Origin of the sequence: Streptomyces sp. NPDC048352 (assembly GCF_040651895.1) — a bacterium.
GTDB lineage: Bacteria > Actinomycetota > Actinomycetes > Streptomycetales > Streptomycetaceae > Streptomyces.
Map to the genome: position 1 here is coordinate 21,834 of NZ_JBEZKZ010000034.1, position 26,446 is coordinate 48,279.

The 26,446-nt window shown below is 74.2% G+C and carries 13 protein-coding genes and 1 tRNA gene; 3 read left to right on the forward strand and 11 right to left on the reverse strand.

Translation table 11 applies throughout. The features are described 5' to 3' along the window. Window positions 1-18 precede the first annotated feature (18 nt). The 4 genes from AB0D45_RS19030 to AB0D45_RS19045 all read right to left on the reverse strand — a co-directional run bounded on the left by AB0D45_RS19030 (window position 19) and on the right by AB0D45_RS19045 (window position 17,101). Window positions 19-13,029 (reverse strand): type I polyketide synthase, encoded by a 13,011-nt coding sequence (locus tag AB0D45_RS19030; RefSeq protein ID WP_362460321.1) that lies wholly within the window; start codon window positions 13,027-13,029, stop codon window positions 19-21. Between the two features lie 129 nt (window positions 13,030-13,158). Then, window positions 13,159-14,964, reverse strand: coding sequence for an acyl-CoA dehydrogenase (locus AB0D45_RS19035; protein ID WP_362460324.1), 1,806 nt, complete (start codon window positions 14,962-14,964; stop codon window positions 13,159-13,161). A gap of 58 nt (window positions 14,965-15,022) precedes the next feature. Continuing rightward, window positions 15,023-16,423: a dihydrolipoyl dehydrogenase gene (gene lpdA / locus AB0D45_RS19040; RefSeq protein ID WP_362460389.1), complete on the reverse strand. Its 1,401-nt coding sequence runs from the start codon at window positions 16,421-16,423 to the stop codon at window positions 15,023-15,025. Between the two features lie 604 nt (window positions 16,424-17,027). Then, window positions 17,028-17,101 (reverse strand) — tRNA-Pro (locus tag AB0D45_RS19045). Window positions 17,102-17,259: 158 nt separating this feature from the next. Here AB0D45_RS19045 and AB0D45_RS19050 point away from each other — a divergent pair. Next, window positions 17,260-17,961 carry a transketolase gene (locus tag AB0D45_RS19050; RefSeq protein ID WP_362460327.1) on the forward strand — a complete coding sequence of 234 codons (702 nt, stop codon included), beginning with the start codon at window positions 17,260-17,262 and terminating at the stop codon, window positions 17,959-17,961. 25 nt (window positions 17,962-17,986) lie between these two features. Further along, window positions 17,987-18,883 (forward strand): transketolase C-terminal domain-containing protein, encoded by an 897-nt coding sequence (locus AB0D45_RS19055; protein ID WP_362460391.1) that lies wholly within the window; start codon window positions 17,987-17,989, stop codon window positions 18,881-18,883. Window positions 18,884-18,914: 31 nt separating this feature from the next. Here the strand turns inward: AB0D45_RS19055 and AB0D45_RS19060 are convergent, their stop codons facing one another. The 6 genes from AB0D45_RS19060 to AB0D45_RS19085 all read right to left on the reverse strand — a co-directional run bounded on the left by AB0D45_RS19060 (window position 18,915) and on the right by AB0D45_RS19085 (window position 24,125). Beyond that, on the reverse strand, window positions 18,915-19,460 hold the full coding sequence (locus AB0D45_RS19060; protein WP_362460330.1) for a GAF domain-containing protein: 546 nt from the start codon (window positions 19,458-19,460) through the stop codon (window positions 18,915-18,917). Next, complete coding sequence (locus AB0D45_RS19065; RefSeq protein WP_362460333.1) at window positions 19,457-20,101, reverse strand: ATP/GTP-binding protein; 645 nt, start codon at window positions 20,099-20,101, stop codon at window positions 19,457-19,459. The genes AB0D45_RS19060 and AB0D45_RS19065 overlap by 4 nt, the downstream gene beginning before the upstream one ends. Continuing rightward, window positions 20,079-20,420: a DUF742 domain-containing protein gene (locus tag AB0D45_RS19070; protein WP_362460336.1), complete on the reverse strand. Its 342-nt coding sequence runs from the start codon at window positions 20,418-20,420 to the stop codon at window positions 20,079-20,081. Before AB0D45_RS19070 ends, AB0D45_RS19065 begins: the two co-directional genes overlap by 23 nt. A gap of 104 nt (window positions 20,421-20,524) precedes the next feature. Continuing rightward, a complete protein-coding gene (locus AB0D45_RS19075) occupies window positions 20,525-20,956 on the reverse strand; it encodes a roadblock/LC7 domain-containing protein (RefSeq protein ID WP_362460394.1) in 432 nt (143 codons plus the stop codon). 23 nt (window positions 20,957-20,979) lie between these two features. Then, window positions 20,980-23,244 (reverse strand): ATP-binding protein, encoded by a 2,265-nt coding sequence (locus AB0D45_RS19080; RefSeq protein ID WP_362460339.1) that lies wholly within the window; start codon window positions 23,242-23,244, stop codon window positions 20,980-20,982. A 257-nt stretch (window positions 23,245-23,501) separates the two neighbouring features. After that, entirely contained in the window at window positions 23,502-24,125 is a 624-nt protein-coding gene (locus AB0D45_RS19085) for an NAD(P)H-dependent oxidoreductase (RefSeq protein ID WP_361611183.1), read from the reverse strand. A 55-nt stretch (window positions 24,126-24,180) separates the two neighbouring features. Between AB0D45_RS19085 and AB0D45_RS19090 the strand changes: the two genes are divergently transcribed. Further along, window positions 24,181-25,065 (forward strand): oxygenase MpaB family protein, encoded by an 885-nt coding sequence (locus AB0D45_RS19090; protein ID WP_362460342.1) that lies wholly within the window; start codon window positions 24,181-24,183, stop codon window positions 25,063-25,065. A gap of 57 nt (window positions 25,066-25,122) precedes the next feature. Here AB0D45_RS19090 and AB0D45_RS19095 read toward each other — a convergent pair whose 3' ends face one another. After that, the gene (locus AB0D45_RS19095; RefSeq protein ID WP_362460345.1) at window positions 25,123-26,352 is read right to left on the reverse strand and encodes an MBL fold metallo-hydrolase; all 1,230 of its coding nucleotides are present in this window, start codon (window positions 26,350-26,352) and stop codon (window positions 25,123-25,125) included. Window positions 26,353-26,446: the final 94 nt, after the last annotated feature.

Consider the following 26,446-nt stretch of genomic DNA (forward strand, 5'->3'; position numbering starts at 1 on the left):
TCCGGGCGGATGCGGGGCTCACAGTTCGTTGTCGATGAAGTCGAAGAGCTCGTCGTCGCTGATGTCTTCGAGCGCGTCCCTCGACGCTGCGGCGGCCTGGTCTCCGGCGGGCGGCGTGGTACGGCCGTCGCCGAACCGCGCCACCAGCTCCTCCAGCCGGCGCACGATGCGCTCGCGCTCCGGATCCCCCGCCTCGGCCGAGCCGAGCAGGCCGTCGAGCCGGGCCAGATCGCCGAGTACCCGGTCGGCGGAGGGCCGGTGGGCGCGCAGCAGTTCCTCGCGGAGCTGCCGGGCGACCGCCTCCGGGGACGGGTGGTCGAAGACCAGGGTGGGTGCGAGCCGCAGGCCGGTGGCCTGGTTGAGGCGGTTGCGCAGTTCCACCGAGCTCAGCGAGTCGAACCCGAGGTCCTTGAAGGCCTGGGCGGGGTCGACCGCCGCCGCCGAGGCGTGTCCGAGGACGTCGGCGACCTCGCCGCTCACCAGGGCGACCAGCTCGGCGGTCTGCTCCTGCTCCGGCAGTACGGACAGGCGCTCGGCGAGCGAGGCCGGGCCGCCGTCCGGGCCCGCCGTGGCGGCGGTCCGGGTCGCGGCCGTGCTGACCGGGGCCGGGGCCGCCGGGACCACGGCGCTCAGGAAGGCGGGGAGGGTCCCGGAGTCCGCCTGGGCGCGCAGTGCCTTCTTGTCCAGCTTCAGCGTCACCAGGGTGGCCGTGTCCGCCGCCCGTGCCGCGTCGAAGAGGGCCAGGCCCTGCTCCGAGGGCATGGGGGCGAAGCCCGCCCGCGAGAGCCGGTGCAGGGCGGTGCGGTCGAGCTGACCGGTCATGCCGCTGCGTTCGGCCCACAGGCCCCAGGCCATCGCGGTGGCCGGCCGGCCCTGCGCCCGGCGGCGCTGGGCCAGCGCGTCCAGGAAGACGTTGGCGGCCGCGTAGTGGGCCTGGCCCGCGCTGCCGAACACGCCCGCAGCGCCGGAGAAGAGGACGAAGTCCGCCAGATCGAGGTCGCGGGTGAGCTCGTGCAGGTGCAGGGCCGAATCGGCCTTGGCCCGGAAGACGCTCTCCAGCTGCTCTTCGGTGAGGGAACCGACGACGCCGTCGTCGATGACGCCCGCCGTGTGCACCACGGCCGTGAGGGGGTGCGCGGCCGGTACGGACTCCAGCAGGCCCCGCACCGCGGCACGGTCGGCGACGTCACACGCCGCCACCCGCACCTCGGCACCCAGACCCGAGAGCTCCGCCACCAGCTCGGCGGCGCCCTCTGCGGCCGGGCCGCGACGGCTGGTCAGCAGCAGCCGCTCGACACCGTGCGCGGTGACGAGGTGACGGGCCACGAGCGCGCCCAGCGTGCCCGTTCCGCCGGTCACCAGGACCGTGCCGCCACCGAAGCCGGGCGCCGCGTCCGGTGCGGACGGGGCCGTGGCCCGGGCGAGCCGGGGCACCCGTACGGCTCCGTCGCGGACCGCGAGCTGCGGCTCGTCGCCGCCGAGCGCGGCGGCCACCAGCTCCAGGTCCTCGGGACGGTCCACGTCCGCCAGGCCGAACCGGCCCGGGTGCTCCACCAGCGCCGACCGCACCAGACCCCAGAGCGGGGCGTGGGCGAGATCGCGTACGTCCTCGTCGATGTCGACGGCCACGGCCCGCGTGGTGACCAGCACGAGCCGGGATCCGGTCAGTGCCTCGTCGGCGAGCCACTCCTGGACGAGGGCCAGGCCCCGCAGGCTCGCGGCCCGGACCTCGTCCGCCGACACCTCGGCGCCGGGCGTTCCCGTACCGCCGACCGGGCAGAGCACCGCCTCGGGCAGCGGCGCACCGGCCGCGACGGCGGCCCGCAGCGCGGCCAGGTCCTCGTGGTCGGAACCGAGGACGACGGCCTTGGCGGGCTTCGTCCCGGTCACCGGCACCCACTCCACCCGGTACAGGGGGTCGACGGGGGCACCGCCGAGCTCCCCGGCCGGGACCGGGCGCAGGACCAGGGAGTCCACCGAGGCCACCGGCTTGCCGGCGGTGTCGAAGGCCGTGACCTTGATGCCGCCGTCCGCTCCGGTCGGGGTGAGCCGGGTCCGCAGTTCCGTGGCGCCGGTCGCGTACCAGCGCGCCCCGGCCCAGGTGAAGGGCAGCCTGCGCTCACCGCCACCCTGGAGGAACGTGCCGTGCAGGGCCGCGTCGAACAGGGCGGGGTGCAGTCCGAAGCCGGCCGTGTCGGTGCGCTGGTCCTGCGGCAGCACGGACTCGGTGAAGACCTCGTCGCCGCGCCGCCAGGCCGCGGCCAGGCCGCGGAACGCGGGGCCGTACGCGTACCCCGCCTCGGCGAAGGACTCGTACAGCGCTTCCAGGTCGACGGGCTCGGCGTCGGCCGGCGGCCAGGCCCCGGTCAGGCCGGCGCCGTCGTGTTCGGCCTCGGCGGTGGCGTCGCCGAGGAAGCCGGTCGCGTGCCGGGTCCACGGCTCGTCGGCGTGGTCGCCCTCCGTGCGGGAGTGCACGGTGACCGTACGGCGGCCGCTGTCGTCGGCCGACCCGACGGACACGTGGACGTCGACGCCGCCCTGCTGCGGGATCACCAGCGGGGCCGCCAGCGTCAGCTCCTCCAGAGCGCCGACGCCGACGAGTTCGCCCGCCTTGAGGGCCAGTTCGACCAGGGCGGTGCCGGGCACGAGGACCGTGCCGAGGACGGCGTGGTCGGCGAGCCAGGGGTGGGTGCGGAGCGAGAGGCGCCCGGTGAGCAGGACGCCCGCGGAGTCCGGCAGCACGGTGGCCGTGCCGAGCAGCGGGTGCCCGGCGGGTTCGAGCCCGAGGTCCGCAGCGCGCGCCGCGCGCGGTGCGTTGAGCCAGTAGTGCTGGTTCTGGAAGGGGTAGGTGGGGAGGTCGACCGTGCGTGCTCCGGTCCCGGCGAAGAGGGCGGGCCAGTCGACGGGGGTGCCGTGGGCGAAGAGTTCACCGACGGCCGTGATCGTGGAGCGTGCTTCGGAGCGGTTCTTGCGCAGGGCGGGCACCACGAGCGCGGTGTCCGAGGCGCAGGGCTTGGCCATCGCGGTCAAGGTGGCGTCCGGGCCCAGTTCCAGGAAGCGGGTGACGCCCTGGGTTTCCAGGGTGGCGATCGCGGCCGCGAAACGCACCGGGCGCCGCACGTGCTCGACCCAGTAGTCCACGGAGCACAGCTCCCCGGCGGTGGCGGACCGGCCGGTCACGGTCGAGACGAACGACAGACGCGGGGCGTGGAAGGTCAGCCCGGCGACGATGCCGCGGAAGTCCTCCAGCATCGGTTCCATCAGCGGCGAGTGGAAAGCGTGACTCACGGGCAGCTGCTTGCACTTCACGCCCAGCGACTCGGTGATCTCCCGGACCGTGGCCTCGTTGCCGGCGATGACCACGGAGGTCGCACCGTTGACCGCAGCGATCCCGGCCCCGGCCTCACGCCCGGCAAGCAGCGCCATGACCTGCTCCTCGGAAGCCTGGACAGCGACCATCGTTCCGCCGGCCGGCAGGGCCTGCATCAGACGGCCCCGTGCCGAAACCAGCGTGCAGGCGTCTTCCAGAGACAGCACACCGGCAACGTGCGCGGCAGCGATCTCACCGATGGAGTGCCCGGCCACAACATCCGGACGCACCCCCCACGACTCCAGCAGCCGGAACAAGGCGACTTCCAGAGCGAACAAGGCGGGCTGAGTGCTACCGGTCTCGTCCAGACCCTCACCGGTGGAAATGACCTCCCCGAGCGACGGGTCCAGGTGCGAGAGGACCTCGTCGAAAGCCGACGCGAACACCGGGAACGCCTCACGCAGCTCCGCGCCCATACCCGCCCGCTGCGAGCCCTGACCGGTGAACAGGAACGCCAGCCGGCCCTCCGACACCGAAGCGCCACCACGACGCCCCGCCACCAGCTCCTCCAACGAACCCACCAGCTCGGCGCGGTCGGAGCCCACCGCAACCGCACGGTGTTCGAGCGCCGCCCGGGTCGTGGCAGCGGAGTGGGCGATGTCCAGGGTCTCGTGCTCGGGACGCCGGACCAGCTCGGCGAGCAGCCGCTCGGCCTGGGCGCGCAGTGCCGTCGGGTTCTTCGCGGACAGGACCAGCGGGAGGACGGGCAGCCCGGGCCGGTCCTCGGCCGCGGCCGGCTCCGGGTTCGCCGGGGCCTGTTCCAGGACGAGGTGGGCGTTGGTGCCGCTCACACCGAAGGCGGAGACACCGGCCCTGCGCGGCCGCCCGGTCTCGGGCCACTCACGCGCCTCGGTCAGCAGCTCCACCGCACCCGCCGACCAGTCGACGTGCGGCGAAGGCCGGTCCGCGTGCAGGGTCTTGGGCAGCACGCCGTGCCGCATCGCCAGGACCATCTTGATGATGCCGCCGACACCGGCGGCGGCCTGGGCATGGCCGATGTTGGACTTCAGCGAACCAAGGTACAGCGGCCTGCCCGCCGCACGGCCCTGACCGTAGGTGGCGAGCAGGGCCTGCGCCTCGATCGGGTCGCCGAGCCGGGTGCCCGTACCGTGCGCCTCGACGGCGTCCACGTCCGCCGTCTCCAGACCGGCGTCGGCCAGGGCGGTGCGGATGACCCGCTGCTGGGAAGGACCGTTGGGGGCGGTCAGGCCGTTGCTGGCACCGTCCTGGTTGACGGCCGTACCGCGGATCACGGCGAGCACGTCGTGCCCGTTCGCCCAGGCGTCCGACAGCCGCTCCAGCACGAGCATGCCCGCGCCCTCACCCCAGCTCGTACCGTCGGCGTCGGCGGAGAAGGCCTTGGAACGGCCGTCCGGCGCCAGCCCCTGCTGCCGGCTGAACTCGACGAACAGACCGGGGGTGGCCATCACCATGGCGCCGCCCGCGAGGGCGAGGCCGCATTCGCCGCTGCGCAGCGCCTGCACCGCCAGGTGCACGGCGACCAGCGACGACGAGCAGGCGGTGTCCACCGTCATCGCCGGGCCTTCGAGGCCGAGCGTGTACGAGATGCGGCCGGAGGCCACGCTGGAGGACTTGCCGGTGAGGAGGTAGCCCTCGACCTCCTCCGGGGCCTCGTGCAGCAGCGCGCCGTAATCCTGGTGGATCACGCCGGTGAACACGCCGGTGTCGGACGAGCGCAGGCTGTCCGGGGCGATCCCGGACCGCTCCAGGGCCTCCCAGGAGGTCTGGAGCAGCAGCCGCTGCTGTGGGTCCATCGCGAGCGCCTCACGCGGCGAGATGCCGAAGAAGGCCGCGTCGAACTCGCCCGCCCCGTACAGGAATCCGCCTTCGCGGGCGTACGAGGTACCGCGGTGCTCCGGGTCCGGGTGGTAGAGGGCGCCGGTGTCCCAGCCGCGGTTCTCGGGGAGCTGCGCGATGACGTCGCGGCCGTCGCCGAGGATGTCCCAGAGTCCCTCGGGGGTGTCCGCGCCACCGGGGTAGCGGCAGCTCATGCCGACGATGACGATCGGGTCCTCGTCGGTGTCGCGGACGGCGCCGCGGCGGGCGACTGCCGTCGCCGGTGCTGCCGGCTGCTCCTCCCCGACGAGCAGGGTGAGCAGGTGCGCGGCGACCGCGGCCGGCGTGGGGTGGTCGAAGACCAGGGTGGTGGGCAGGGGCAGGCCGGTGGCCGTCGCCAGCCGGTTGCGCAGCTCGACGGAGGTGAGCGAGTCGAAGCCGGAGGCCTTGAACGCCTGGTGGGCGGAGAGGTCGTCACCGGAGGCACGGCCGAGCACGACGGCCGCCTGGGCCCGTACGAGCTCCAGCAGGACGTTCTGCCGTTCGGCTTCGGTCAGCTCGCTCAGGGTGCCGAGGAGGGCGCTGCCGGCCGTGGACGTGGCCGTCGCGGCACCCGCGAGGGCCGCGCGGGCCTCGGGCAGCTCGCCGAGGAGCGGGCTGGGCCGGCTGGCGGTGAAGCGCGGGGCGAACCGCTCCCAGTCGATGTCCGCGACGACGAGGGCCGGCTCCGGCTGGGCCGCCGCGTACCAGAGTGCGGATACCGCCTGGTCGGGGTCCATGGCGGGGATGCCGCGCTGGAGCATGTGGGCCTCGACGGCGTCGCCGACCATGCCGCCACCGCCCCAGATGCCCCAGCCGATGGCGACGGCGGGCAGGCCCTGGGCGCGGCGCAGATGGGCGAGGGCGTCGAGCGAGGCGTTGGCGGCGGCGTAGGCGGCCTGGCCGCCGTTGCCGAGGGTGCCCATGACGGACGAGAAGAGGACGAACGCGTCGAGCTCCAGGCCGAGTTCACGGGTGATCTCGTGCAGGTGCCGGGCGGCGTCGGCCTTCGGCCGCAGGACCCGGTCCAGCTGTTCGGGCGTGAGAGCCTCGATGACGGCGTCGTCGAGGACGCCGGCGGCGTGGACCACGGCGGTCAGCGGCTGGTCCCCGGGCAGGGAGCCGAGCAGTTCGCGCAGGGCGTGCGGGTCGGCCGCGTCGCAGGCGGCGACGGTGACCCGGGCGCCGAGGGCGGTCAGCTCGTCGGCGAGTTCGCGGGCTCCGGGGGCGTCGGCGCCGCGCCTGCTGGTCAGCAGCAGGTGGTCGGCGCCCGCGGTGGCCAGGCTCCGGGAGATGCGGGCGCCCAGTGCACCCGTTCCGCCGGTGACCAGGACGGTGCCGCGTGGTTGCCAGCCCTCGCCGGCGGCCGCGGAGCGGGGGGCGCGGACCAGGCGGCGGGCCAGGATGCCCTGGGCGCGGACGGCGAGCTGGTCCTCGTACTCGCCGCCGGCTCGGGCACCGTCGCCGGAGCGCGCCAGGATGCCGCAGAGGCGGCGCAGGGCGTGCGCGTCGGGCTCGGCGGGCAGGTCGATCAGGCCGCCGAAGCGGTCGGGGTGTTCGAGCGCGGCGACGAGGCCGAAGCCCCAGGTGCGTGCCTGACCGGGGTCGCACGCGGTGTCGGTGTCGTGCGCGACGACGGCCTGGCGCGTGACGCACCACAGCGGGGCGGAGACGCCGGTGTCGCCGAGGGCCTGGACGAGCGCGAGGGTGGCGGCCGGTCCGGTGTCGTCGAGGGCGAGCAGGGACAGGACGCCGGCCGGGCTGAGGCCCTCGGTCGCGGCCCGCAGGGCCGCGGCGGCCCCGTCCCGGTCGTCACCCGGCTCCAGCGGTACGACCCGCGCCCCGCGCTCCGCGAGCTCCCGGGCCGCCGCGGCGGCCCAGGGGTCGTCGGCGCGGCCGGACGGGACCGCGAGCAGCCAGTCCCCGGACAGCCGGGGGTTGGGCGTGTCGCCGAGGGTGCGCCAGGTGACGCGGTAGCGGCGGCCGTCGGCCTCGTCCGTCGCACGGCCCTGCCGGCGCCATTCGGCCAGGAGGGAGAGCGCGGGGGCGAGCGCGTCGGTGTCGGAGGCGCCGAGCTCGCCGGCGAGCCAGCTGGTGTCCTGGCCCTCGACCGCTTCCCAGAAGCGGTCCTCCCGGGCGTCGCCGGCCCGGAGACCGGTGCGGGCGGCGGCGGGTTCGAGCCAGTAGCGGTCGCGCTGGAAGGCGTAGGTGGGCAGGGCGGCGCGGGCGGCCGGGGCGGGCCGCCAGTCGACGGGGACGCCGCGGACCTGGGCCTCGGCGAGCGAGCAGAGGAAGCGGTCGAGTCCGCCCTCGTTGCGGCGCAGCGAGGACAGGACGGCGACGTCCGCGGCGCCGGCGGCCTCCACGGTCTCCTGGACGCCGATGGCGAGCACCGGGTGCGGGCTCATCTCCACGAAGGCGTCGAAGCCGTGGTCGAGGAGGGCGCGGGTGGTGCGCTCGAACTGCACGGTGGCGCGGAGGTTGCGGTACCAGTAGGCGGCGTCGAGTTCCTCGCCCGCGAGGGGTTCGCAGGTCACCGTGGAGTAGAACGGGGTGTGGGCGGGCTGGGGGCGGACGGGGGCGAGGAGTTCGGCGAGGCGTTCTTCGATGGCTTCGACGTGGGCGGAGTGGGAGGCGTAGTCGACGGGGATGCGGCGGGCGCGGATGTCGTCGGCTTCGCAGGCGGTGAGGAGTTCGTCGAGCTGGGTGGCGGCGCCGGAGACGACCGTGGAGCGGGGGCCGTTGACGGTGGCTACGAACAGGTCGTCCCAGGCGGCGATGCGGTGTTCGACTTCGGCGACGGGCAGGGGGATCGAGACCATGCCGCCGTGTCCGGCGATGTCCAGGAGGGCACGGCTGCGGAGGGCGACGATGAGTGCGCCGTCCTTGAGGGTGAGGGCGCCGGCCACGCAGGCGGCTGCGATCTCGCCCTGGGAGTGGCCGACCACGGCGGCGGGTTCCACGCCGTGGGAGCGCCAGAGCCCGGCGAGGGAGACCATCACGGCCCACAGGACGGGCTGGACGACGTCGACGCGGTCGAAGCCCGGAGCGTCTTCGGTGCCGCGCAGGACATCGGTCAGCGACCAGTCCACGAACGGCGTCAGTGCTTCCTCGCAGGCCTCGATCGCCTCACGGAACGCCGGTGCGGAGTCGAGCAGGCCCACGGCCATGCCGACCCACTGGGAGCCCTGCCCCGGGAACACGAACACCGGCTGCCGGCCGCCCGTGGCGGTGCCGGTGACCAGGCCCTCGGCGGCCGCGCCGTCTGCGAGGGCACTGAGGCCGGCCAGGAAGCCCGCGTGGTCGCCCGCGACGAGGACGGCCCGCTCCTTGAGCGCGGCGCGGGTGGTGGCGAGGGAGAACGCGACGGCGGCCAGGTCGGTGCCGGGGTCGGCGGCGACCAGGTCGCGCAGCCGGGCCGCCTGGGCGCGCAGCCCACCGGACGTGGCGGCGGAGACCGGCCACGGGAACACGGCGGGGGTCACCGCCGAGGGGGCGGGCTCGGACACCGTCTCGGGCATGTGCTCGATGACGGCGTGGGCGTTGGTGCCGCCGACGCCGAAGGAGGAGACGGCGGCGCGGCGCGGCCGCCCGGTCTCGGGCCACTCGCGGGCCTCGGTGAGCAGCTCGACGGAGCCCGCGGACCAGTCGACGTGCGAGGAGGGCTCGCTCACATGCAGGGTCCGGGGCAGCACACCGTGCCGCATGGACAGCACCATCTTGATGATGCCCGCCACGCCGGCGGCGGCCTGCGTGTGGCCGATGTTGGACTTCAGCGAGCCCAGGTACAGCGGCCGGCCCTCGGGACGGCCCTGACCGTAGGTGGCGAGGAGCGCCTGCGCCTCGATCGGGTCGCCGAGCCGGGTGCCCGTACCGTGCGCCTCGACGGCGTCCACGTCGGCGCCGGTCAGCTCCGCGTCCGCGAGCGCGGCCCGGATCACCCGCTGCTGGGACGGACCGTTCGGCGCGGTCAGGCCGTTGCTGGCGCCGTCCTGGTTGACGGCCGTACCGCGGATCACGGCGAGCACGTCGTGCCCGTTCGCCCGGGCGTCCGACAGCCGCTCCAGCACGAGCATGCCCGCGCCCTCACCCCAGCCGGTGCCGTCCGCGTCCTCCGAGAAGGCCTTGCAGCGGCCGTCGGCGGAGAGCCCGCGCTGCTGGCTGAACTCCACGAACATTCCGGGACGCGACATGACCATGGCGCCGCCGGCCAGGGCGAGCGTGCTCTCGCCCGAGCGCAGCGAGCGGCAGGCGAGGTGCAGGGCCACCAGCGAGGAGGAGCAGGCGGTGTCCACGGTCACGGCCGGGCCTTCGAGACCGAAGGTGTAGGCGATCCGCCCCGAGGCGACGGCCGGGGTGGTGCCGGTCAGCACGTACCCCTCGGCGCCCTCGGCGGCCTCGTCCAGCCGGGGGCCGTAGTCCTGCGCGGTGAGGCCGACGAACACGCCGGTACGGGTGCCGCCGAGGGTGTCCGGCGCGATGCCCGCCCGTTCCAGCGCCTCCCAGGAGGTCTCCAGGAGCAGCCGCTGCTGCGGGTCCATCGCGGCGGCTTCGCGCGGCGAGATGCCGAAGGGGTCCGGGTCGAACTGGGCCACGTCGTAGAGGAACCCGCCGTGGCGGGTGTACGTACGGCCGGGCACCCCCGGCTCCGCGTCGTACAGGGCCTCGATGTCCCAGCCCCGGTCCGCGGGGAACTCGGAGACCGCGTCGCCGCCTGCGGCGAGCAGCTCCCACAGGTCCTCGGGCGTACGGACTCCGCCGGGCAGGCGGCAGCCCATGGCCACGATGGCGATCGGCTGCTCGTCCCGAGGGGTCCGGATCACGGCCGCCTCGTCCTCGGCGGCGGTGTCCGCACCGTCCAGTGCGGTACGGAGGTGTGCGGCCACGGCGGCGGGGGTGGGGTGGTCGAACAGCAGGGTCGCGGACAGCCGCAGACCGGTGGCGGCGCCGAGCCGGCCGCACAGCTCGACGGAGGTCAGCGAGTCGAAGCCGAGCTCCTTGAAGCTGCGGGACGGGTCGACCTCGTGCGGACCGGCGTACTCCAGGACGGCGGCGGACTCGGTGCGTACGAGCTCGACCAGCGACTGGCGCTGCGCGGGCGCGGCCGGCGCGGCCGGTACGGCCTCGGCGACCCGGGGCTCCGGGATCCGGGGCCCGTCGACCGGCTGGGGCGCGGCCGTGGTGCCGACCCAGTACGGGCGACGCTGGAAGGGGTAGGTGGGGAGGTCGACGGTGCGTGCTCCGGTCCCGGTGAAGAGGGCGGGCCAGTCGACAGGGGTGCCGTGGGCGAAGAGTTCACCAAGGGCTGTGATCGCGGTACGTGCTTCGGAGCGGTTCTTGCGCAGGGCAGGCACCACAAGCGCGGTGTCCGAGGCGCAGGGCTTGGCCATCGCGGTCAAGGTGGCGTCCGGGCCCAGTTCCAGGAAGCGGGTGACGCCCTGGGTTTCCAGGGTGGCGATCGCGGCCGCGAAACGGACCGGGCGGCGCACGTGCTCGACCCAGTAGTCCACGGAGCACAGCTCCTCGGCGGTGGCGGACCGGCCGGTCACGGTCGAGACGAACGGCAGACGCGGGGCGTGGAAGGTCAGCCCGGCGACGATGCTGCGGAAGTCCTCCAGCATCGGTTCCATCAGCGGCGAGTGGAAAGCGTGACTCACCGGGAGCTGCTTGGACTTCACGCCCAGCGTCTCGGTGATCTCCCGGACCGTGGTCTCGTTTCCGGCGATGACCACGGAGGTCGCACCGTTGACCGCAGCGATCCCGGCCCCGGCCTCACGCCCGGCGAGCAGGGGAATGACCTGCTCCTCGGAGGCCTGGACGGCGACCATCGTTCCGCCGGCCGGCAGGGCCTGCATCAGACGGCCCCGTGCCGAGACCAGCGTGCAGGCGTCTTCCAAGGAGAGGATGCCGGCGACGTGTGCGGCGGCGATCTCACCGATGGAGTGCCCGGCCAGAACGTCCGGGCGCACCCCCCACGATTCCAGCAGCCGGAACAGGGCGACTTCCAGAGCGAACAAGGCGGGCTGAGTGCTACCGGTCTCGTCCAGACCCTCACCGGTGGAAATGACCTCCCCGAGCGACGGGTCGAGGTGCGAGAGGACCTCGTCGAAAGCCGACGCGAACACCGGGAACGCCTCACGCAGCTCCGCGCCCATACCCACCCGCTGCGAGCCCTGACCGGTGAACAGGAACGCCAGCCGGCCCTCCGACACCGAAGCGCCACCACGACGCCCCGCCACCAGCTCCTCCAACGAAGCCACCAGCTGGGTGCGGTCCGCGGCCGTCAGCACGGCCCGGTGCTCGAAGGCGGTCCGGGTGGCGGCGAGCGAGTACGCGAGGTCGGCCGGCTCCGTCTCCGGGCCGGCCGTGACCTGGTCGAGCAGCCGGCCCGCCTGGGCCCGCAGGGCCTCCTCGGTGCGGCCGGACAGCACGTACGGCAGAGGCCGAACCCCGCCCTCGGGGGACCCGGCGGCGGACGGCCCGGGCTTCCCCGCCGGGGCCTCGCCGAGCACGACGTGGGCGTTGGTGCCGCCCATGCCGAAGGAGGAGACACCGGCGATCAGCGGTGCGTCCGGCTCGGCGGCCTGCGGCCAGGGGCCGAGCTCCGTACGCACCCGGATGCCCAGCTCGTCGAAGGGGATGTCCGGGTTGGGCGCGGCGAAGTGGAGGCTGGGCGGCAGTTCGCGGTGGACGAGGGAGAGGACCACCTTGATGAAGCCGGTGATGCCGGCGGCGGCCTCCAGGTGGCCGACGTTGGTCTTCACGGAGCCGATGTGGAGGGGCAGCGCGGCGTCGCGCAGCGGACCGCCGAGCACGGCGCCGAGGGCCGCGGCCTCGACCGGATCGCCGATGCGGGTGCCGGTGCCGTGCGCCTCGACGTAACGGACGCGGGCGGGGTCGACCGCGGCCCGTTCGTAGGCGAGGCGCAGGACGTCCTCCTGGCCCGCCCGGTCGGGAGAGGTGAGGTTCTGCCCGCCGCCGTCGTTGTTGACGGCCGAACCGTGGATCACGGCGAGGACCCGGTCGCCGTCGGCGAGGGCGCTGTCGAGGCGCTTGAGGACCACGACGCCGCCGCCCTCGCCGTGGACGAAGCCGTTGGCGCGGGCGTCGAAGGCGTGGCAGCGGCCGTCCGGGGAGAGGCCGCCGAACTTGGTGGCGGCGACGAAGCAGTCCGGGACGATGTCGAGGTTGACGCCGCCGGCCAGGACCATGTCGGACTCGCCGGAGCGCAGGCTCTCGCAGGCCGAGTGGACGGCGACGAGCGAGGAGGACTGGCCGGTGTCGAGGGTCAGGCTGGGGCCCCGCAGACCCAGCAGGTACGAGACGCGGTTGGCGATGACGCCGCGGTTGAGGCCGGTCAGGGTGTGGGAGCCGATGGACTCCAGGCCCTGACGGTGCGTCAACGTCGCGTAGGCGTCGGTCATCGCGCCGATGAAGACGCCGACCCGCCCGCCCCGCAGCCCGGCGGGGACGATGCGGGCGTGTTCGAGGGCCTCCCAGGCCAGTTCGAGGGTGAGCCGCTGCTGGGGGTCCATGGCCGCGGCCTCGCGCGGCGAGATGCCGAAGAAGGCGGGGTCGAACCCGCTGACGTCGCCGAGGAAGCCGCCCCGCCTGCCGGTGGTCCGGCCCGGCGCGGCCGGGTCGCCGTCGTACAGGGCGTCCGCGTCCCAGCGGTCGGCGGGCACGTCGGTGACGGCGTCGACGCCGTCGCGCAGGAGGGTCCAGAAGGCCTCGGGGCCGTCCGCTCCGGGGAGGCGGCAGGACAGGCCGATGACCGCGATGGGCGTCGGGGTGTGGGCAGGGGTGGGCACGGCAGTGGGCATGGCAGGTCTCTCCCTTGGCCCTGGGCGCGGGCACGGCTGAAGACGTACGGGACTCGGGAATCGGCCGTACGCGTGCGTCATCGGCTCAGGAGGCGGCGGAGCCTTCCGAGCTGCTGGGGATGGGGGCCGTCAGGCCTGGAGGTCGGGGTGCGCCACCGCGGTGTGGGCGGTCAGGGCGTGCACGTAGTCGGCCTCCGCGATGGGGGCGCCGACCACCTCGTGGGGGACGTCGAGTCCTTCGGCGAGTTCGAGGGCGTGCGGTGCGATGCGCTCGCACAGCTCGTTGACCCGCTGCGGGAGGGAGCGGACCTCGTCGGCGTCGAGCAGGCCGTGGGCCAGGTACCAGCCGTCGTGGGCGGCGATCTCCTCGGTCGCGTAGAGGGCGCACAGGTCGGTGAGCGCGGCCTTGGCGGCGGGATCGGCGACCGAGTCCAGGGCGGTACGGACGGTGTCGAGGACGAGGGAGAACGCGTGCGCCTCGGAGAGGGCCTCGGCGAGGGCGTTGTTCTCGTTCCACATGTCGAGGGTGGACCGGCCGGCCTCGGTGGCCGTGCGCAGGGCGGTGGTGAGCTCCTGGTGCAGCAGCCGCTCGCGGGTGGCTGCCAGGGCGGTCCAGACCTCGGGGGTGAAACGGTCGCGCTCGGCCCGGGTGGGTGCCGCGTGGGCCGGGGGCTCGTACTCGACGCCGGCGGCCAGGGTCAGGGCGCCGTCGAGCAGCATCATCTGGTTGTCGGCGGCGGCGGTGTTGAACGAGTGCGCGAGGCCCTGGTAGTCGAGGTACCGGTTGTCGGCGAAGAAGCCCAGGGCGCCGGCGGCCTGCCGGGCCCGGATCGTGACGCGCTCGGCGAGCCGGTCGACGGTCACCTTCAGCAGGGAGGTGGTGCGGATCGTGCGTGCACTGGCGACGGGCTTCTCGGGCGCGGCGACGGTCGCGGCGACGAAGCCGGTGACGTACGCGGCGGCGAGGGCGCCGAACAGGGGCCGCTGCTGGTTGCGGTAGGTGATGACGGGGACGTCCGCGGCGTGGCGGCCGGAGGTGCGCCGGTGGTGGGCGTGCCGTACGGCGACCGCCGCGCTGGCGCGGCTGACGGCGGACAGGCCGACGACGGCGGCTTCCCAGGCGTGGCGGATGACGCTGAGGAGGCGGCGGGTGCGGGTGAGGGCGTCGCCGGCCGGGTCGGTGAACTCGCCTTCCGGAGTCAGGGTGGCGCCGTCGCGCAGCCAGTGGCGGAAGGGGACGCGGACGTCCTCGAAGGAGACGAGCGCGCAGTCCAGCGGCAGGATCGCGGTGGGGCGCTGCGGGGCGATGCGCACACCGTCGCAGGGCCGCCCGTCGGCGTCGCGGATGGGGACGACGAAGAAGAAGAGTCCGCGGTCGTGGCCGTCGACCATCAGGCGGGCGCTGACGACGGCGGTCCTCGGGAACGGGGAGGAGACGCCGGGCGGGAACTTGACCGCGGCCGGGTCCGGGGTGCGGAGGACGAACTCCTGGCGTTCGGCGTCGTATACGGCCTGGGTGCGGATGTTCGCGTTGCTGTTGCCGCGGCCCGCCTCGGTCATCATCAGCGAGCCGATGGTGTCCATGTTGACCATGGAGCCGATGAGGTCGTCGAGGTCGTCGCGGCCCCGGCCGAAGTCCTGGATGGCGCCCATGGTGGTGCAGTAGTGGAGGAAGACCCCGTAGAACAGCGACGGGTCGGCGAGCGCAGCCCATTCCACCAGGGTGAAGAGGCGCTCACGGTCTTCGAGGAGCGGTGCGGTGAGGCCGAGGCCGTCGTTGATGTGCTTCAGGCGACGGTAGGTGAGGTCACAGCGTGCCGAGTCGTCGAGGCCCGTGGGGCGGTCGAAGAGCGGATCGGCGAAAACCTCTCTGAGGTGTTTCGCATGCCCCTCATAGGCAGGTTTATGTATCAGAGACGTGAAGGTGGAACGCATAGCAACCCCCGTTACTAATGCTATGTTGTTCGAAATTCGTCTTGATGTAACACCGATGTCACATATTGATCATGTGACCGGCAAGTCCGTGAATGGCTTCCTTGACGGCCTCACCCAGCGTCGGGTGGGCGTGAACGTTCCGGGCCAATTCGGTGACCGTGAGATCCCATTGCTGGGCCAGTGTGAGTTCGGGCAGGAGTTCCGTGACCTCGGGCCCGATGAGATGCGCGCCGAGAAGTTCCCCGTGGCGGCCATCACTGATGATCTTAGCAAAGCCGCCGGTGTCGCCGAGGCCGTGCGCCTTCCCGTTCGCCATGAACGGAAATTTCGCGACCCGGACGTCGAATCCCTGCTCGCGGGCCTGGGCCTCGGTCCAGCCGAAACTGGCGATCTGGGGCTGGGTGTACGTCGCCCGGGGAATCATCACGAAGTCCAGCTCGGCCGTCTCCGCGTCCGCGATCGTTTCGGCCGCTATGACGCCCATGGCCTCCGCCGCGTGGGCCAGCATCAGCTTGGCGGTGACGTCACCGATGGCGTAGATGTGCGGCACCGAGGTCCGGCAGCGGGCGTCGACCTCGACGGCACCGCGCTCGGTCAGCCTCACGCCGGTGTTCTCCAGCCCGTAGCCCTCGACTCTGGGCTGGAATCCGATGGCCTGCAGCACCTTGTCCGCTTCGAGGACCCGCTGCCGGTCGCCGCTGGTGACGGTGACCCGGATCTTCTCGCCCGACTCGTCGATGCCGTCCACGCGGGTGGAGGTGAGGAGCTCGATCCCGAGTCGCTTGTAGCGGCGGGCCAGTTCGGCGGAGACCTCCTCGTCTTCGAGGGGGGCGATCCGGTTCTGGAACTCGACGATCGTGACCTGCACGCCGTAGCTGCGCAGGATGTACGCGAACTCCAGCCCGATGGCGCCGGCGCCCGCGATGACGATGCTCTCGGGCAGCCGGTCGGCGAGGATCTGCTCCTCGTAGGTCACCACCCGGTCGCTCAGCGAGGTCCCGGGGAGCAGCCGGGGAGTGGCACCCGTGGCGAGGATGCAGTGGTCGAAGGTGACGTCCTGGACGACGCCGTCGTTGCCTCGGACCTGAAGGCTGTTGGGGCCCGCGAAGTGCCCGCGCCCTTCGAACTGCGTGATCTTGTTCTTCTTCATCAGGTAGTGGACGCCCTTGACCCGGCCGTCCGCCACCCGGCGGCTGCGCTGGAAAGCCGCGCCGTAGTCGAACGAGACAGTGCCCTCCACCGTGATGCCGAACTCCTTGGCTTCGTGGCCGAGGAGGTGGGCGAGCTCGGCATTGCGCAGGAGCGCCTTCGAGGGGATGCAGCCGACATTGAGGCAGACGCCGCCCCAGTAGCGCTCCTCGACGATGGCGACACTGAGCCCGAGCTGGGCGCTGCGAATTGCCGCGACGTAACCGCCGGGCCCCGCCCCAAGGACCACGACATCAAAGTGTGAAGAAATCACGCTTCCCCCTGCTTACACCCCGACGCTTGCACCCAAGCGCAAAGCGCCACTTCCGCAAGCTTTTAACCGATCACATCCTTGCAGTATCCAGCAACGTCCACTACGTGATCACTCTCACATGATCGAGCATGCCTCAAGTGCCGAGTATTTTCAGCCGCCTTGGCTTGATTCTGAGGGGCGATGGGTGGTTCGAGTCAGTCGACTGGGCGGACTGGCGTGGAGCGGCCACAGTTGCGCTGACGGTGGCGCCATTCGGAGTCCGGGGGCCGGGTACGCGTGGGAGGAGATGGGGCCGGCGACCGCCCCGCCCCGGTCGCCCATGCCGTCCCGCGGCTCACCCCCGCGAGGGCGGCGCGGCTGGACCAGACGTTCGGAAGGAGCGCGCCGCATGGTGATCCACGCCGCCTCCAGCGCCTGAGCACCCCGTCGCGCCTCCGGCAGGACCACATGCCGGTGCCGGAGCAGGAGGACCTTCTCGGCGTCGGCAATGACCGCCGTATCACCCGCTCGGACCGGCCTGGTCCCCGACTGGTCCCCAAAAACGATCAAGGGGCCGTTTCGGATTGCTCCGAAACGGCCCCTGATCTGCGACTCTTTCGAGTCGGGACGACAGGATTTGAACCTGCGACCCCTTGACCCCCAGTCAAGTGCGCTACCAAGCTGCGCCACGTCCCGATGCCCGCTGACCTGGGGTTTCCCCCGGCCGGACCGGCACGAGAACAATACCGCACTTCCGGGGGTGGTCGCGCGCACCTTTCCGGGGCGGATGGGACCTGACGTACGCGGCGTCCGGCGCTTGACCTCAAGTCCGCTTGAGGTTGCACGGTTGGTGCATGACACAGCTAACCGCGGACGCAGGGCTCCGCTACGAGGATCTGGACCGGCTGATCGCGCTCATGACCGGCGCCGAGAAGCACGGGCCCGCCGCCACGTCCACGCTCGACGTGCTGTGGGTGCTCTACGACCGGGTGCTGCGGGTGCGGCCCGGGACGGCCGGGGATGCCGGGCGGGACCGGTTCCTGCTGTCCAAGGGGCACGGGCCGATGGCCTACTACGCCGTGCTCGCCGCGAAGGGGTACTTCCCCGTCGACTGGCTGCCCGGGTTCGGTACGTACGCCTCCCCGCTGGGGCACCACCCCGACCGCACCCTGATCCCCGGCGTGGAGATCGGCAGCGGCTCGCTGGGGCACGGGTTGCCGCTCGCCGTCGGCAGCGCGCTGGGGCTGCGGGCCCAGGGGCTGGACGAGTCGGCGGTGTGGGTGCTGATCGGGGACGCCGAGCTGGACGAGGGCAGCAACCACGAGGCCATCGCGTACGCCGGCTCCGCCGGACTGGAGGCGCTGCACACCGTGGTGATCGACAACGACTCCGCCACCCACGGGTGGCCCGGCGGGATCGCCTCCCGCTTCGAAGCGGCCGGCTGGAGCGCGCTCACCGTCGACGGGCGCGACCACGCGGCCCTGCACGCCGCCTTCACCGCACCGCATCCGGGCCGGCCGCTCGCCGTCGTCGCCCGCGTCGAGAAGAAGTTCTGAGGGGGACACGATGATGGACACGACGATGGACACCATGCGGGAGCGGTTCGTCTCCGTCACGTCGCGGCTGCTCGACGAGGACCCCCGGCTGGCCCTCGTGCTCGCCGAGATCACCGTGGACGGGTTCCGGCCCGCCCGCGAGCGGCACCCGGACCGGGTGATCAACGTCGGGATCCGGGAACAGCTGCTCGTCGGCGTGGGGGGCGGGCTGGCCCTCACGGGGCTGCGTCCCGTGGTGCACACCTTCGCCAGCTTCCTCGTCGAGCGGCCGTTCGAGCAGGTCAAGCTGGACTTCGGGCACCAGGGCACGGGCGGGGTGCTGGTCAGCGCCAGCGCCAGCTACGACTGGCCGGCCGGCGGGTTCACCCACATGGCACCCGGCGACGTGGCGCTGCTCGACACCCTCGACGGCTGGACCGTCCACGTGCCCGGCCACCCCGACGAAGCGGAGGCGCTGCTGCGGCACGCCTACGCCGCCGGCGACGACCGCGTGTACGTCCGGCTCTCCGAGATGTCCAACCGCTCCCCGCGCCCCCTCGACGGCCCGCGCTTCGAGACCGTGCGGGAGGGGCGCGCGGGTGTGGTGGTCGCCGTCGGCCCGCTGCTCGACAACGTCCTCGCCGCCACCGAGGGCCTCGACGTCACCGTCCTGTACGCCGCCACCGTGCGCCCCTTCGACGACGCGGCCCTGCGCACCGCCGCCGGACGGGCCGCGGCCGATGTGGTGCTGGTCGAGCCGTACCTCGCCGGCACCTCGGCGGCGGCCGCCGGGCAGGCCCTGATGGAGGTGCCGCACCGCGTGCTGCCGCTGGGTGTCGGACGGGCGGAGCTGCGCCGCTACGGCACGGTGGAGGAGCACACCGCCGCCCACGGCCTGGACGCGGCCTCCCTCCGGCAGCGGATCACCGCCTTCCTGCGCTGAGGGCGGTCCACGGACACCGGAAGGCCTCCCGTCAGCCGCGGCGGGCCGACCGGTCGTCCAGCAGCCCGCCCAGCTCGGCGGCGAGCGCCTTGGCCGTCGCCAGGCCCTGCGTCCCCCACCGCCTCGGCACCACGTCCACCGCGCACACGGTGCCCAGGACGAAGCCGTGCCGGTCGGTGAGGGGCGCCCCGAGGTACGAACGGACCCCGCTCCCGTCGACGACGGCGTTGCCCGCGAAGCGCGCGAAATCCCGTACGTCCTCCAGGACCAGGGCCCGCCGGCGCACCACCACGTGCGGGCAGTAGCCGTGGTCGCGGGGCAGCACCCGGGCCGGGTAGCCGCCGGCCGCGGCGTCCGGGCCGTGGTGGAGACCCGCGAAGAACTGCCGTTCCTCCCCGACGAAGTTGACCCCCGCGTACGGGGCCCCCAGGGTGTCGGCGACCCGGCGCGCGAAGGCGTCGAGTTCCGCGTCCACCCGCTCGCCCAGGCCCATCTCGCGCAGCCGGAGGGCCCGCGCGGGAGCCTCCCGGTCCACCGGGGTGAGCAGCAGGTGGCCGGTCGATTCGTAGTGGGTCATGGCGGTTCCCCCTGATGTGCGTGCGGCAGGCGGTCCGGCCGGCCGTGGTGTTCCCGGCGGCCCTGGCGGGCCGTGGACAGCAGGTGTTCGACGAGGGCGGCCAGCGTCCCCGTACCGGAGCGCGGCAGGCGCGCGTCGCACCGGACGACGGGCACGTCCGGGTCCAGGCCCACGGCTTCGCGGACCTCCTGGGAGGTGTAGCGGTGACCGCCGTCGAACTCGTTGACGGCGAGGACGAAGCCGATCCCCCGGCGCTCGAAGAAGTCCACGGCGGGGAAGCAGTCGGCGAGGCGGCGGGTGTCCGCGAGGACCACCGCACCGAGCGCGCCGGCGCACAGCTCCTCCCACAGGAACCAGAAGCGCTCCTGGCCGGGCGTGCCGAAGAGGTACAGGACGTGCCGGTCGTCCAGGGTGATCCGCCCGAAGTCCAGCGCGACCGTCGTCGTCGTCTTCGCCTCCACCCCGTCGAGCGGGTCGGCGGCCTCGCCCGGCCCGCTCAGCAGTTCCTCCGTGCACAGCGGCTCGATCTCGCTCACCGCACCCACGAAGGTGGTCTTGCCCGCCCCGAACCCGCCCGCGACCAGGATCTTCAAGGTCGCGGGGAGGGCCGGGGCCGTCTCACAGCCGTCGGCGCAGGCCATCGAGCACCGCCCGCAGCAGGGACACGTCATCGGCGGCGAGCGGGCCGCCGCCGTCCGGGAAGCGGGGTGCCTGCGCCATGACAGCCCCGCATTCCATCAGGTCGGACAGCAGCACCTTCACCACCACGGCGGGCAGCCGCAGTTGCCCGGCCACCTCGGCGACGGTCACCGCCGCCGCACCGGCGCACACGCGCAGCGCGAGCGCGTGCTCGGCACCGAGCGGGCCCCTGGGGCGTACGCCGGTCGCGGTCATCACGGACAGCAGGTCGAGCGCCATGGCCGGACGGGTGCGGCCGCCGCTGGCCGTGTACGGGCGCATGACGCGGCCGGCGGAATCGTCCAGCCAGGGCGTGTCCCGGGCCGTGGGGAAAGCGTTCGGCCCGGGGAAGCCGCGGACCCCGTGCGCCCCCCTCGCCCAGGCCCTCATCGCTCCGGGCCGGCGACGGGCCGGCGCGGGGGCGCGGCCAGGTACGGCCGTACGCTCTTGACCAGCATCGCCATCTCGTAGCCGAGCACGCCCGCGTCGGCCTCGCGGTCCGCGAGCACCGCCAGGCAGGTACCGGAGCCGGCCGCGGAGACGAACACGAGCGCCGTGTCGAGCTCCACGACCACCTGCCGGACCTCGGCCCCGTCCCCGAACCGGGTGCCGGCGCTGCGGCCCAGGGAGTACAGGCCGGAGGCGAGTGCCGCCATGTGGTCGGCGCTGTCGGCATCCATGCCGTGCACGCAGGTGACGAGTCCGTCGGCGGTGAGCAGTACCGCGCTGCGGGTGTACGGCACCCGTTGGACCAGACCGCTGAGCAGCCAGTCGAGATCGGAGAGGCTGCCTGTCCTGGTTGCCAGTTCGCCGGCCATGGGGGTGTGCTCCTTGCTGGGGTTCATGCCTGCTCGTCGGCCTGGGCAAGGCCGAAGCCCCGCTGGAAGGCCGCCATCAGGCCGGGGTCGTGCACGGGCTGTTCGGTTGCGTCGGCCCGCCGGGGGGTGGGGGTGTCGCGCAGCTGGGGCGCGAGGTGCTGCTGGGCGCGGCGCCGGGGCAGGCAGGGCCGGGCCTCCTCCGGGGCGGAGCCCTGGTGCGGTACGCGGGGCGGCGGCGGGCCCGGGTTCCAGGCCGCCGGCGCGGGGCCGAACCCGCCCGGCGCTTCCGCACGCCGGCCGGGCTCCTCCGCGTCCGGAACCGACCCGGCGCCGGCCGGGCCCCGGCCCGCGGGCGCGGGGTCTCCCGCACCGCGCTCCCGAACCACCGGCTCCGGGACTGCCACGCCCTGGCCCCACGCCGCGGGCTCCAGGGCTACCGCGCCCGGGACCCAGGCCGCGCGGTCGGGGTCTCCCTGACCGTCGTCCCACGCCGCCGGCTCCGGGGCTGCCGCGGCCTGGTCCCACGCCGCCGGCTGCGGGGCTGCCGCGCCCGGGGCCCAGGGCGTCGGCTCCGCGCCACGGTCCAGAGCCGCCGGCTCCGGGGTCGGGGGCGGCGTCCGGGCCGTGCCCGGAGCCCCGCCCTCGTCCGTGTCGGGGCGGAGTTCCGCATGCCGGGCGGGGGACGGCACCGCGGCCAGACCCCGAGCGGCGTCCGCCTCCAGGGGCTGCTCCGGCCCGGGGGCCCGCCCGAAGGCCGGTTCCAGGCCCGGTGCCCCGCCCCGGGCCGTGGCCGTACCCGAAGCCGGGCCGGAGTCCCGGCCCGGATCCCCGCCCGGCTCCCGGGCCGGGGCCCGGACCGCCGGACCCGGGGCCGGTACCGACCCGCCCGGGTCGCGGGGCAGGCCCTGGGGCGGGACCGTCCGGACGGGAGCCCGGCCCGGGCCCGCCGGGGTCATCGAGCCGGCGCCCCCGCCCGGGGCCGCCGAGCCGGAGACCGGCCCCGCCGCCGGGGCCGGCTCGGTCGTCGGCCAGGAGACGGTGCCCCATGAGGTGGTTCGGGATCCGCCCAGCGCGTCGGACGCGGTCGGGGCCTCCGCGCCCAGCAGCCCCTGGGGCAGCACCAGCACGGCCAGCACCCCGCCGTAGATGTTCGACTTCAGCTCGACCGCGATCCCGTGCCGCCGGGCCAGTGCCGCGACCACGAACAGGCCGATCCGCCCGTCGGCCAGCAGGTGCCGCACGCTCACCTGGTCGGGGTCGCCGAGCAGCAGGTTCATCCGGTGCTGCTCCTCCACCGGCATGCCCAGCCCGCGGTCCTCCACCTCCACCGCGATCCCGGCGGTGACCCGCTCGGCCCGCACCACCACGTCCGTGTCGGGGGCGGAGAACACCGTGGCGTTCTCCACGAGTTCGGCCACCAGGTGCACCACGTCGGCGACGGCGTGGCCCCGGACGGTTCCGCCCGCCGGGGGCACCACCTTGACCCGCGTGTACTGCTCGACCTCGGCGACCGAGGAGCGCAGGACCTCGCTCAGGTCGATGGGCCGGGTCCACTGGCGCCGGGACGCGGCGCCGCCCAGCACGGCGAGGTTCTCGGCGTGCCGGCGGATCCGGGTGGCGAGGTGGTCGACGTGGAAGAGCTCCTTCAGCAGGTCGGGGTCCTCGACGGTGTCCTCGAGGTCGTCGAGGAGGGCGATCTCGCGGTGCACGAGCGACTGAAGCCGGCGCGCGAGGTTGACGAAGACCTCCACCTTGCGGTCGCTGTCGGTCGGCGCGGGCGGCGCGGCCAGCCGTACGAGGGTCTCCTGCGCCTGCTCCCGGGCGCTGCGCAACTCCTGTGCGAGCAGCCAGAACTCGTCCACCCCGGACGGGTCCCCCTCCGGCGGCGCACTGCCCTGGGCCCCCCGCACGGGGCGCACGGCACCCTCCCCGCGTTCGATCCGCTCGGCGGCCGTCCGCAGCTCCTGGCGTCCGCGCATGCTGGAGCGGCGCAGCGCCTCGCAGCGGTCCCGGACGGCCTTGGCGGCGCGCTGGGCCCCGAGCAGAGCGGCCGCGAGCGCGCCGACGGCGAGCAGGGCGCAGCCCGCGAGCACCGGCCACAGCCGGTCGTCGCGGGCCCCGGCGCCCCCGCCGAGGTGGAGGGTGAACATGACCGCGGCGGCGCCGCTGAGCCCGGCGGCGAGCGTGGGCAGCACGGCGGCGCGGACCAGCTGGGGGCGCATCTGCCGGCCGGGCCCCTTGACGGCGTGTCTCGACGGGGAGTGGCGGGCGGCGCGGAGTCCGGACATCGGCGTCCTCGGTACGTGGGGCCCGGTGTTGATCACCGGATACCCACGCTAGACCGCACGATCGCGCAGCCGGTGCCCACTCGGGGAACTTCACCGGGGTGCTTCCCGCTCCCGATGGAGCGCTCGTACGGCAGCCCGAATCCGCCGGGAGCGCGTACCCCCGCACGACGGCGGGCGCACGCGCTCCCGGTGGCCCCGCCGACTTCCGAGCGGACCTCGGGCCCGGCCGGCGGCGGTCAGCCGGTCGTCAGCCCCGGTCAGGACGCCGGATACTGGGCGTACTTGAGGCGCCGCGCGAGGTGGGCGGCGTTGGCGGCCAGGGTGGCGGTGGTGGCCGCGGTCTTCTTCGGGGTCTCGTCGAGGTCCTGGTAGTCCGTTCCCTGCATGGCCTCGCCGACCCAGTACGTGACGGCGTTCGCCGGGAGGGTGAAACCGACGTCGTTCAGCCCCTGGAAGAGGTCGGCACTGACCTTGTGGGCACCGTCCTCGTTGCCGACGACGCAGATGCCGGCGACCTTGCCGTAGGTGAGCGGGCGGCCCTCCTCGTCGCTCTCGCCCAGTTCGGCGTCGAGGCGCTCCAGGACCCGCTGGGCGACGCTGGCGGGGTGGCCGAGCCAGATCGGCGTGGAGAGGATCAGGATGTCGGTGCCGAGGATGGTCTCGCGGATCTCGGGCCACGCGTCACCGTCCCCCATGTCGGTCCGTACGCCGGGGCGCACGTCGTGGTCGACCACACGGATGGTCTTGCCCGATACGCCGTGGTCCGCGAGGGCGGCCATGGTCTGTTCGGCCAGCAGCTGCGAGCTGGAGGGGGCGGGCGAGGGCGTCAGCGTGCAGACGAGCGCGACGGCGCGCAGCGGAGTGGTCTCTTTGGCTTCCATGCCGCGCGCTTACCCCGAACTCCGCGCCCGACCCGGCCGGGCGCATACTGGCCCCATGACCCGGGCGACGGCCGCCGTCCGGCAGCTGAGGCGGCACGCCGGCGAGGCGGTTTTCCTGCGCGTCGCCGGGCCCGACGGCGCGCGCAACCGGGAGCGGATCCACGGCGCTCCCGGACCCCGGTGGTTCGGGCCGGGACGGCCGGTGCGGCAGGTCCACGGGGACGCGTCGATGTTCATCGGCGGTCTGGCGGCCCTGCTCCTCCAGTCGCTGCACCCCCTCGCGATGGCGGCCGTGGCCGCGCACTCGGGGTACCGGGGCGACCCGTGGGGGCGGCTGCAGCGCACCAGCACCTTCCTGGCGGTCACCACCTTCGGCACGAGCGCCGACGCGACGGCGGCCGTGGACCGGGTCCGGGAGGTGCACGCGCGGATCCGGGGCCGGACGGCCGACGGGATGCCGTACCGGGCCGACGACCCGGAGCTGCTGACCTGGGTGCACGTCGCCGAGGCGTACTGCTTCCTGCGGGCCCACCAGCGGTACGGCCGGCATCCGCTGAGCCCCTCGGGCCGCGACGCCTACCTCGCCGACACCGCCCGGGTGGCCAGGGCCCTGGGCGCGGAGCGGCCGCCGGAGGACGAGCGGGAGCTGGCGCTGCGGATGGCCGCGTACCGTCCCTCGCTGCGGCCGACGGCGGCTTCCCGGGACACCGCCCGGTTTCTGCTGACCGATCCGCCGCTGCCGGGGGCGGCCCGGCTGCCGTACGCGCTGCTGGCCGCGGCGGCCGTGGAGCTCCTGCCGCCCTGGGCGAGGGCGGCCGTCCGGCCCGGCCCGGCGCACGTGGTCGCGTGGATACCGGCCCCGGCGGCCCGCGCCGGGGGTCACGCCGTGACCTGGGCGCTGCGCTGGGCGCTGCCGCCGGCGCCGGGCCGGTCCGGATGACGTCGGCCACGGCCCGCTCCCGCCATAACGGGGCGGGCCGTGGCAGCGGCGGGGACGTCAGCGTTCGCGCGCCAGGTCGAGGTCGTCCTGGAGGAGGGCGGGCGCGCGGGCTCCGTCGGGGGCGGCGGAGCGGGCCGGGCCCGCCGCCGCTGCCGGGGCGGTCACGCCGGCGGCCCGGGCGGTGGCCGTGAAGGGCCGCCACCAGGGTGCGGCCGGGGCGTCGGGCGCGCCGGGCTCGAAGGGCTGGCCCGGGATCGGCAGGGCGACGGCCGCGCCGGCCGCGCCGGCGGCGGCGAGGGTCCCCTCGCCGGGCTCCTCCCACGGGTGCGGGGCCAGGTTGAAGGTGCCCCAGTGGATCGGCAGCATCGTGCCGTGCGGGACACCGCCCTGGAGGTCGAGGTGGGCCCGCATGCCCTCCTCGGGGGTCATGTGGATGTCGGGCCAGTACTCCGAGTAGGCGCCGATCTGGATCATCGTGGCGTCGAAGGGCCCGTGCCGGCCACCGATCTCCTCGAAGCCGGGGAAGTAGCCGGTGTCCCCGCTGTGGTAGATCCGGTGCTCCCCGCCGGCGACGACCCAGGAGGCCCACAGGGTGAACTGCTGGTTGCGCAGGCCGCGTCCGCAGAAGTGGCGGGCGGGAGTGGCCGTGAGGGTGAGCCCGGCGACCTCGGTGGCCTCGTTCCAGTCGAGCTCGCGCAGCCGGTCCGCCGGGACGCCCCAGCGCTCGAGGTGCGCGCCGACGCCCAGCGGGACGGCGAAGACCGTGTCCGTGCCGGCCAGGGCCTTGATCGTGGGGAGGTCGAGGTGGTCGTAGTGGTCGTGGGAGATCACGACGACGTCGACGTCGCCCAGCGAGGCCAGCGGCACCGGGACGGGGTGGAGCCGCTTGGGCCCGGCGAAGGGGAAGGGGGAGCAGCGCTCGCCCCACACGGGGTCGAAGAGCACCCGGCGGCCGTCGATCTCCGCGAGCACGCTGGAGTGGCCCATCCAGGTCAGGCGCAGTCCGCTCACGGGCGGCTTGGCCAGCTCGGCGAGGGTGGTCGGGTAGACGGGGATCGGCGCGCCGGGACCGCGCCGGACCCGCTGCTCCTTCTGGAAGTAGGTCCTGGCGAACTCGGCCATCGATCCGGAAGGCCTGGTCCGGGCCCCGACCGGGTTCTGGAAGACGCCGTCGGCGAAGTTCGGCGAGCGCAGGATCCGCTCCAGCCGTGCGCCGGAGGGGTCCGCGCCGAAGGCTTCGGGCCGCAGGGCGCGCAGCCGGGGACGCAGGGGTCGGGAGCCGGTCAAGGCGCCTCCTGGGAAGGTGCAGGATGAGGTGGGACGGTCGTACGACTACGACCGTCCCAACGCACACCGGCTCCCCATGATTCCGCAGCGCGGG

Bases quoted from the DNA above. Each gene is read 5' to 3' on its own strand.
- AB0D45_RS19065 (WP_362460333.1), bottom strand. From the start codon at position 20,101: ATGGCCTGCGCCGACGGCTGTGAGACGGCCCCGGCCCTCCCCGCGACC.
- AB0D45_RS19060 (WP_362460330.1), bottom strand. From the start codon at position 19,460: ATGACCCACTACGAATCGACCGGCCACCTGCTGCTCACCCCGGTGGAC.
- AB0D45_RS19050 (WP_362460327.1), top strand. From the start codon at position 17,260: ATGACACAGCTAACCGCGGACGCAGGGCTCCGCTACGAGGATCTGGAC.
- AB0D45_RS19075 (WP_362460394.1), bottom strand. From the start codon at position 20,956: ATGGCCGGCGAACTGGCAACCAGGACAGGCAGCCTCTCCGATCTCGAC.
- AB0D45_RS19070 (WP_362460336.1), bottom strand. From the start codon at position 20,420: ATGCGCCCGTACACGGCCAGCGGCGGCCGCACCCGTCCGGCCATGGCG.
- AB0D45_RS19055 (WP_362460391.1), top strand. From the start codon at position 17,987: ATGGACACCATGCGGGAGCGGTTCGTCTCCGTCACGTCGCGGCTGCTC.
- AB0D45_RS19080 (WP_362460339.1), bottom strand. From the start codon at position 23,244: ATGTCCGGACTCCGCGCCGCCCGCCACTCCCCGTCGAGACACGCCGTC.
- AB0D45_RS19085 (WP_361611183.1), bottom strand. From the start codon at position 24,125: ATGGAAGCCAAAGAGACCACTCCGCTGCGCGCCGTCGCGCTCGTCTGC.
- AB0D45_RS19035 (WP_362460324.1), bottom strand. From the start codon at position 14,964: ATGCGTTCCACCTTCACGTCTCTGATACATAAACCTGCCTATGAGGGG.
- AB0D45_RS19030 (WP_362460321.1), bottom strand. From the start codon at position 13,029: ATGCCCACTGCCGTGCCCACCCCTGCCCACACCCCGACGCCCATCGCG.
- AB0D45_RS19090 (WP_362460342.1), top strand. From the start codon at position 24,181: ATGACCCGGGCGACGGCCGCCGTCCGGCAGCTGAGGCGGCACGCCGGC.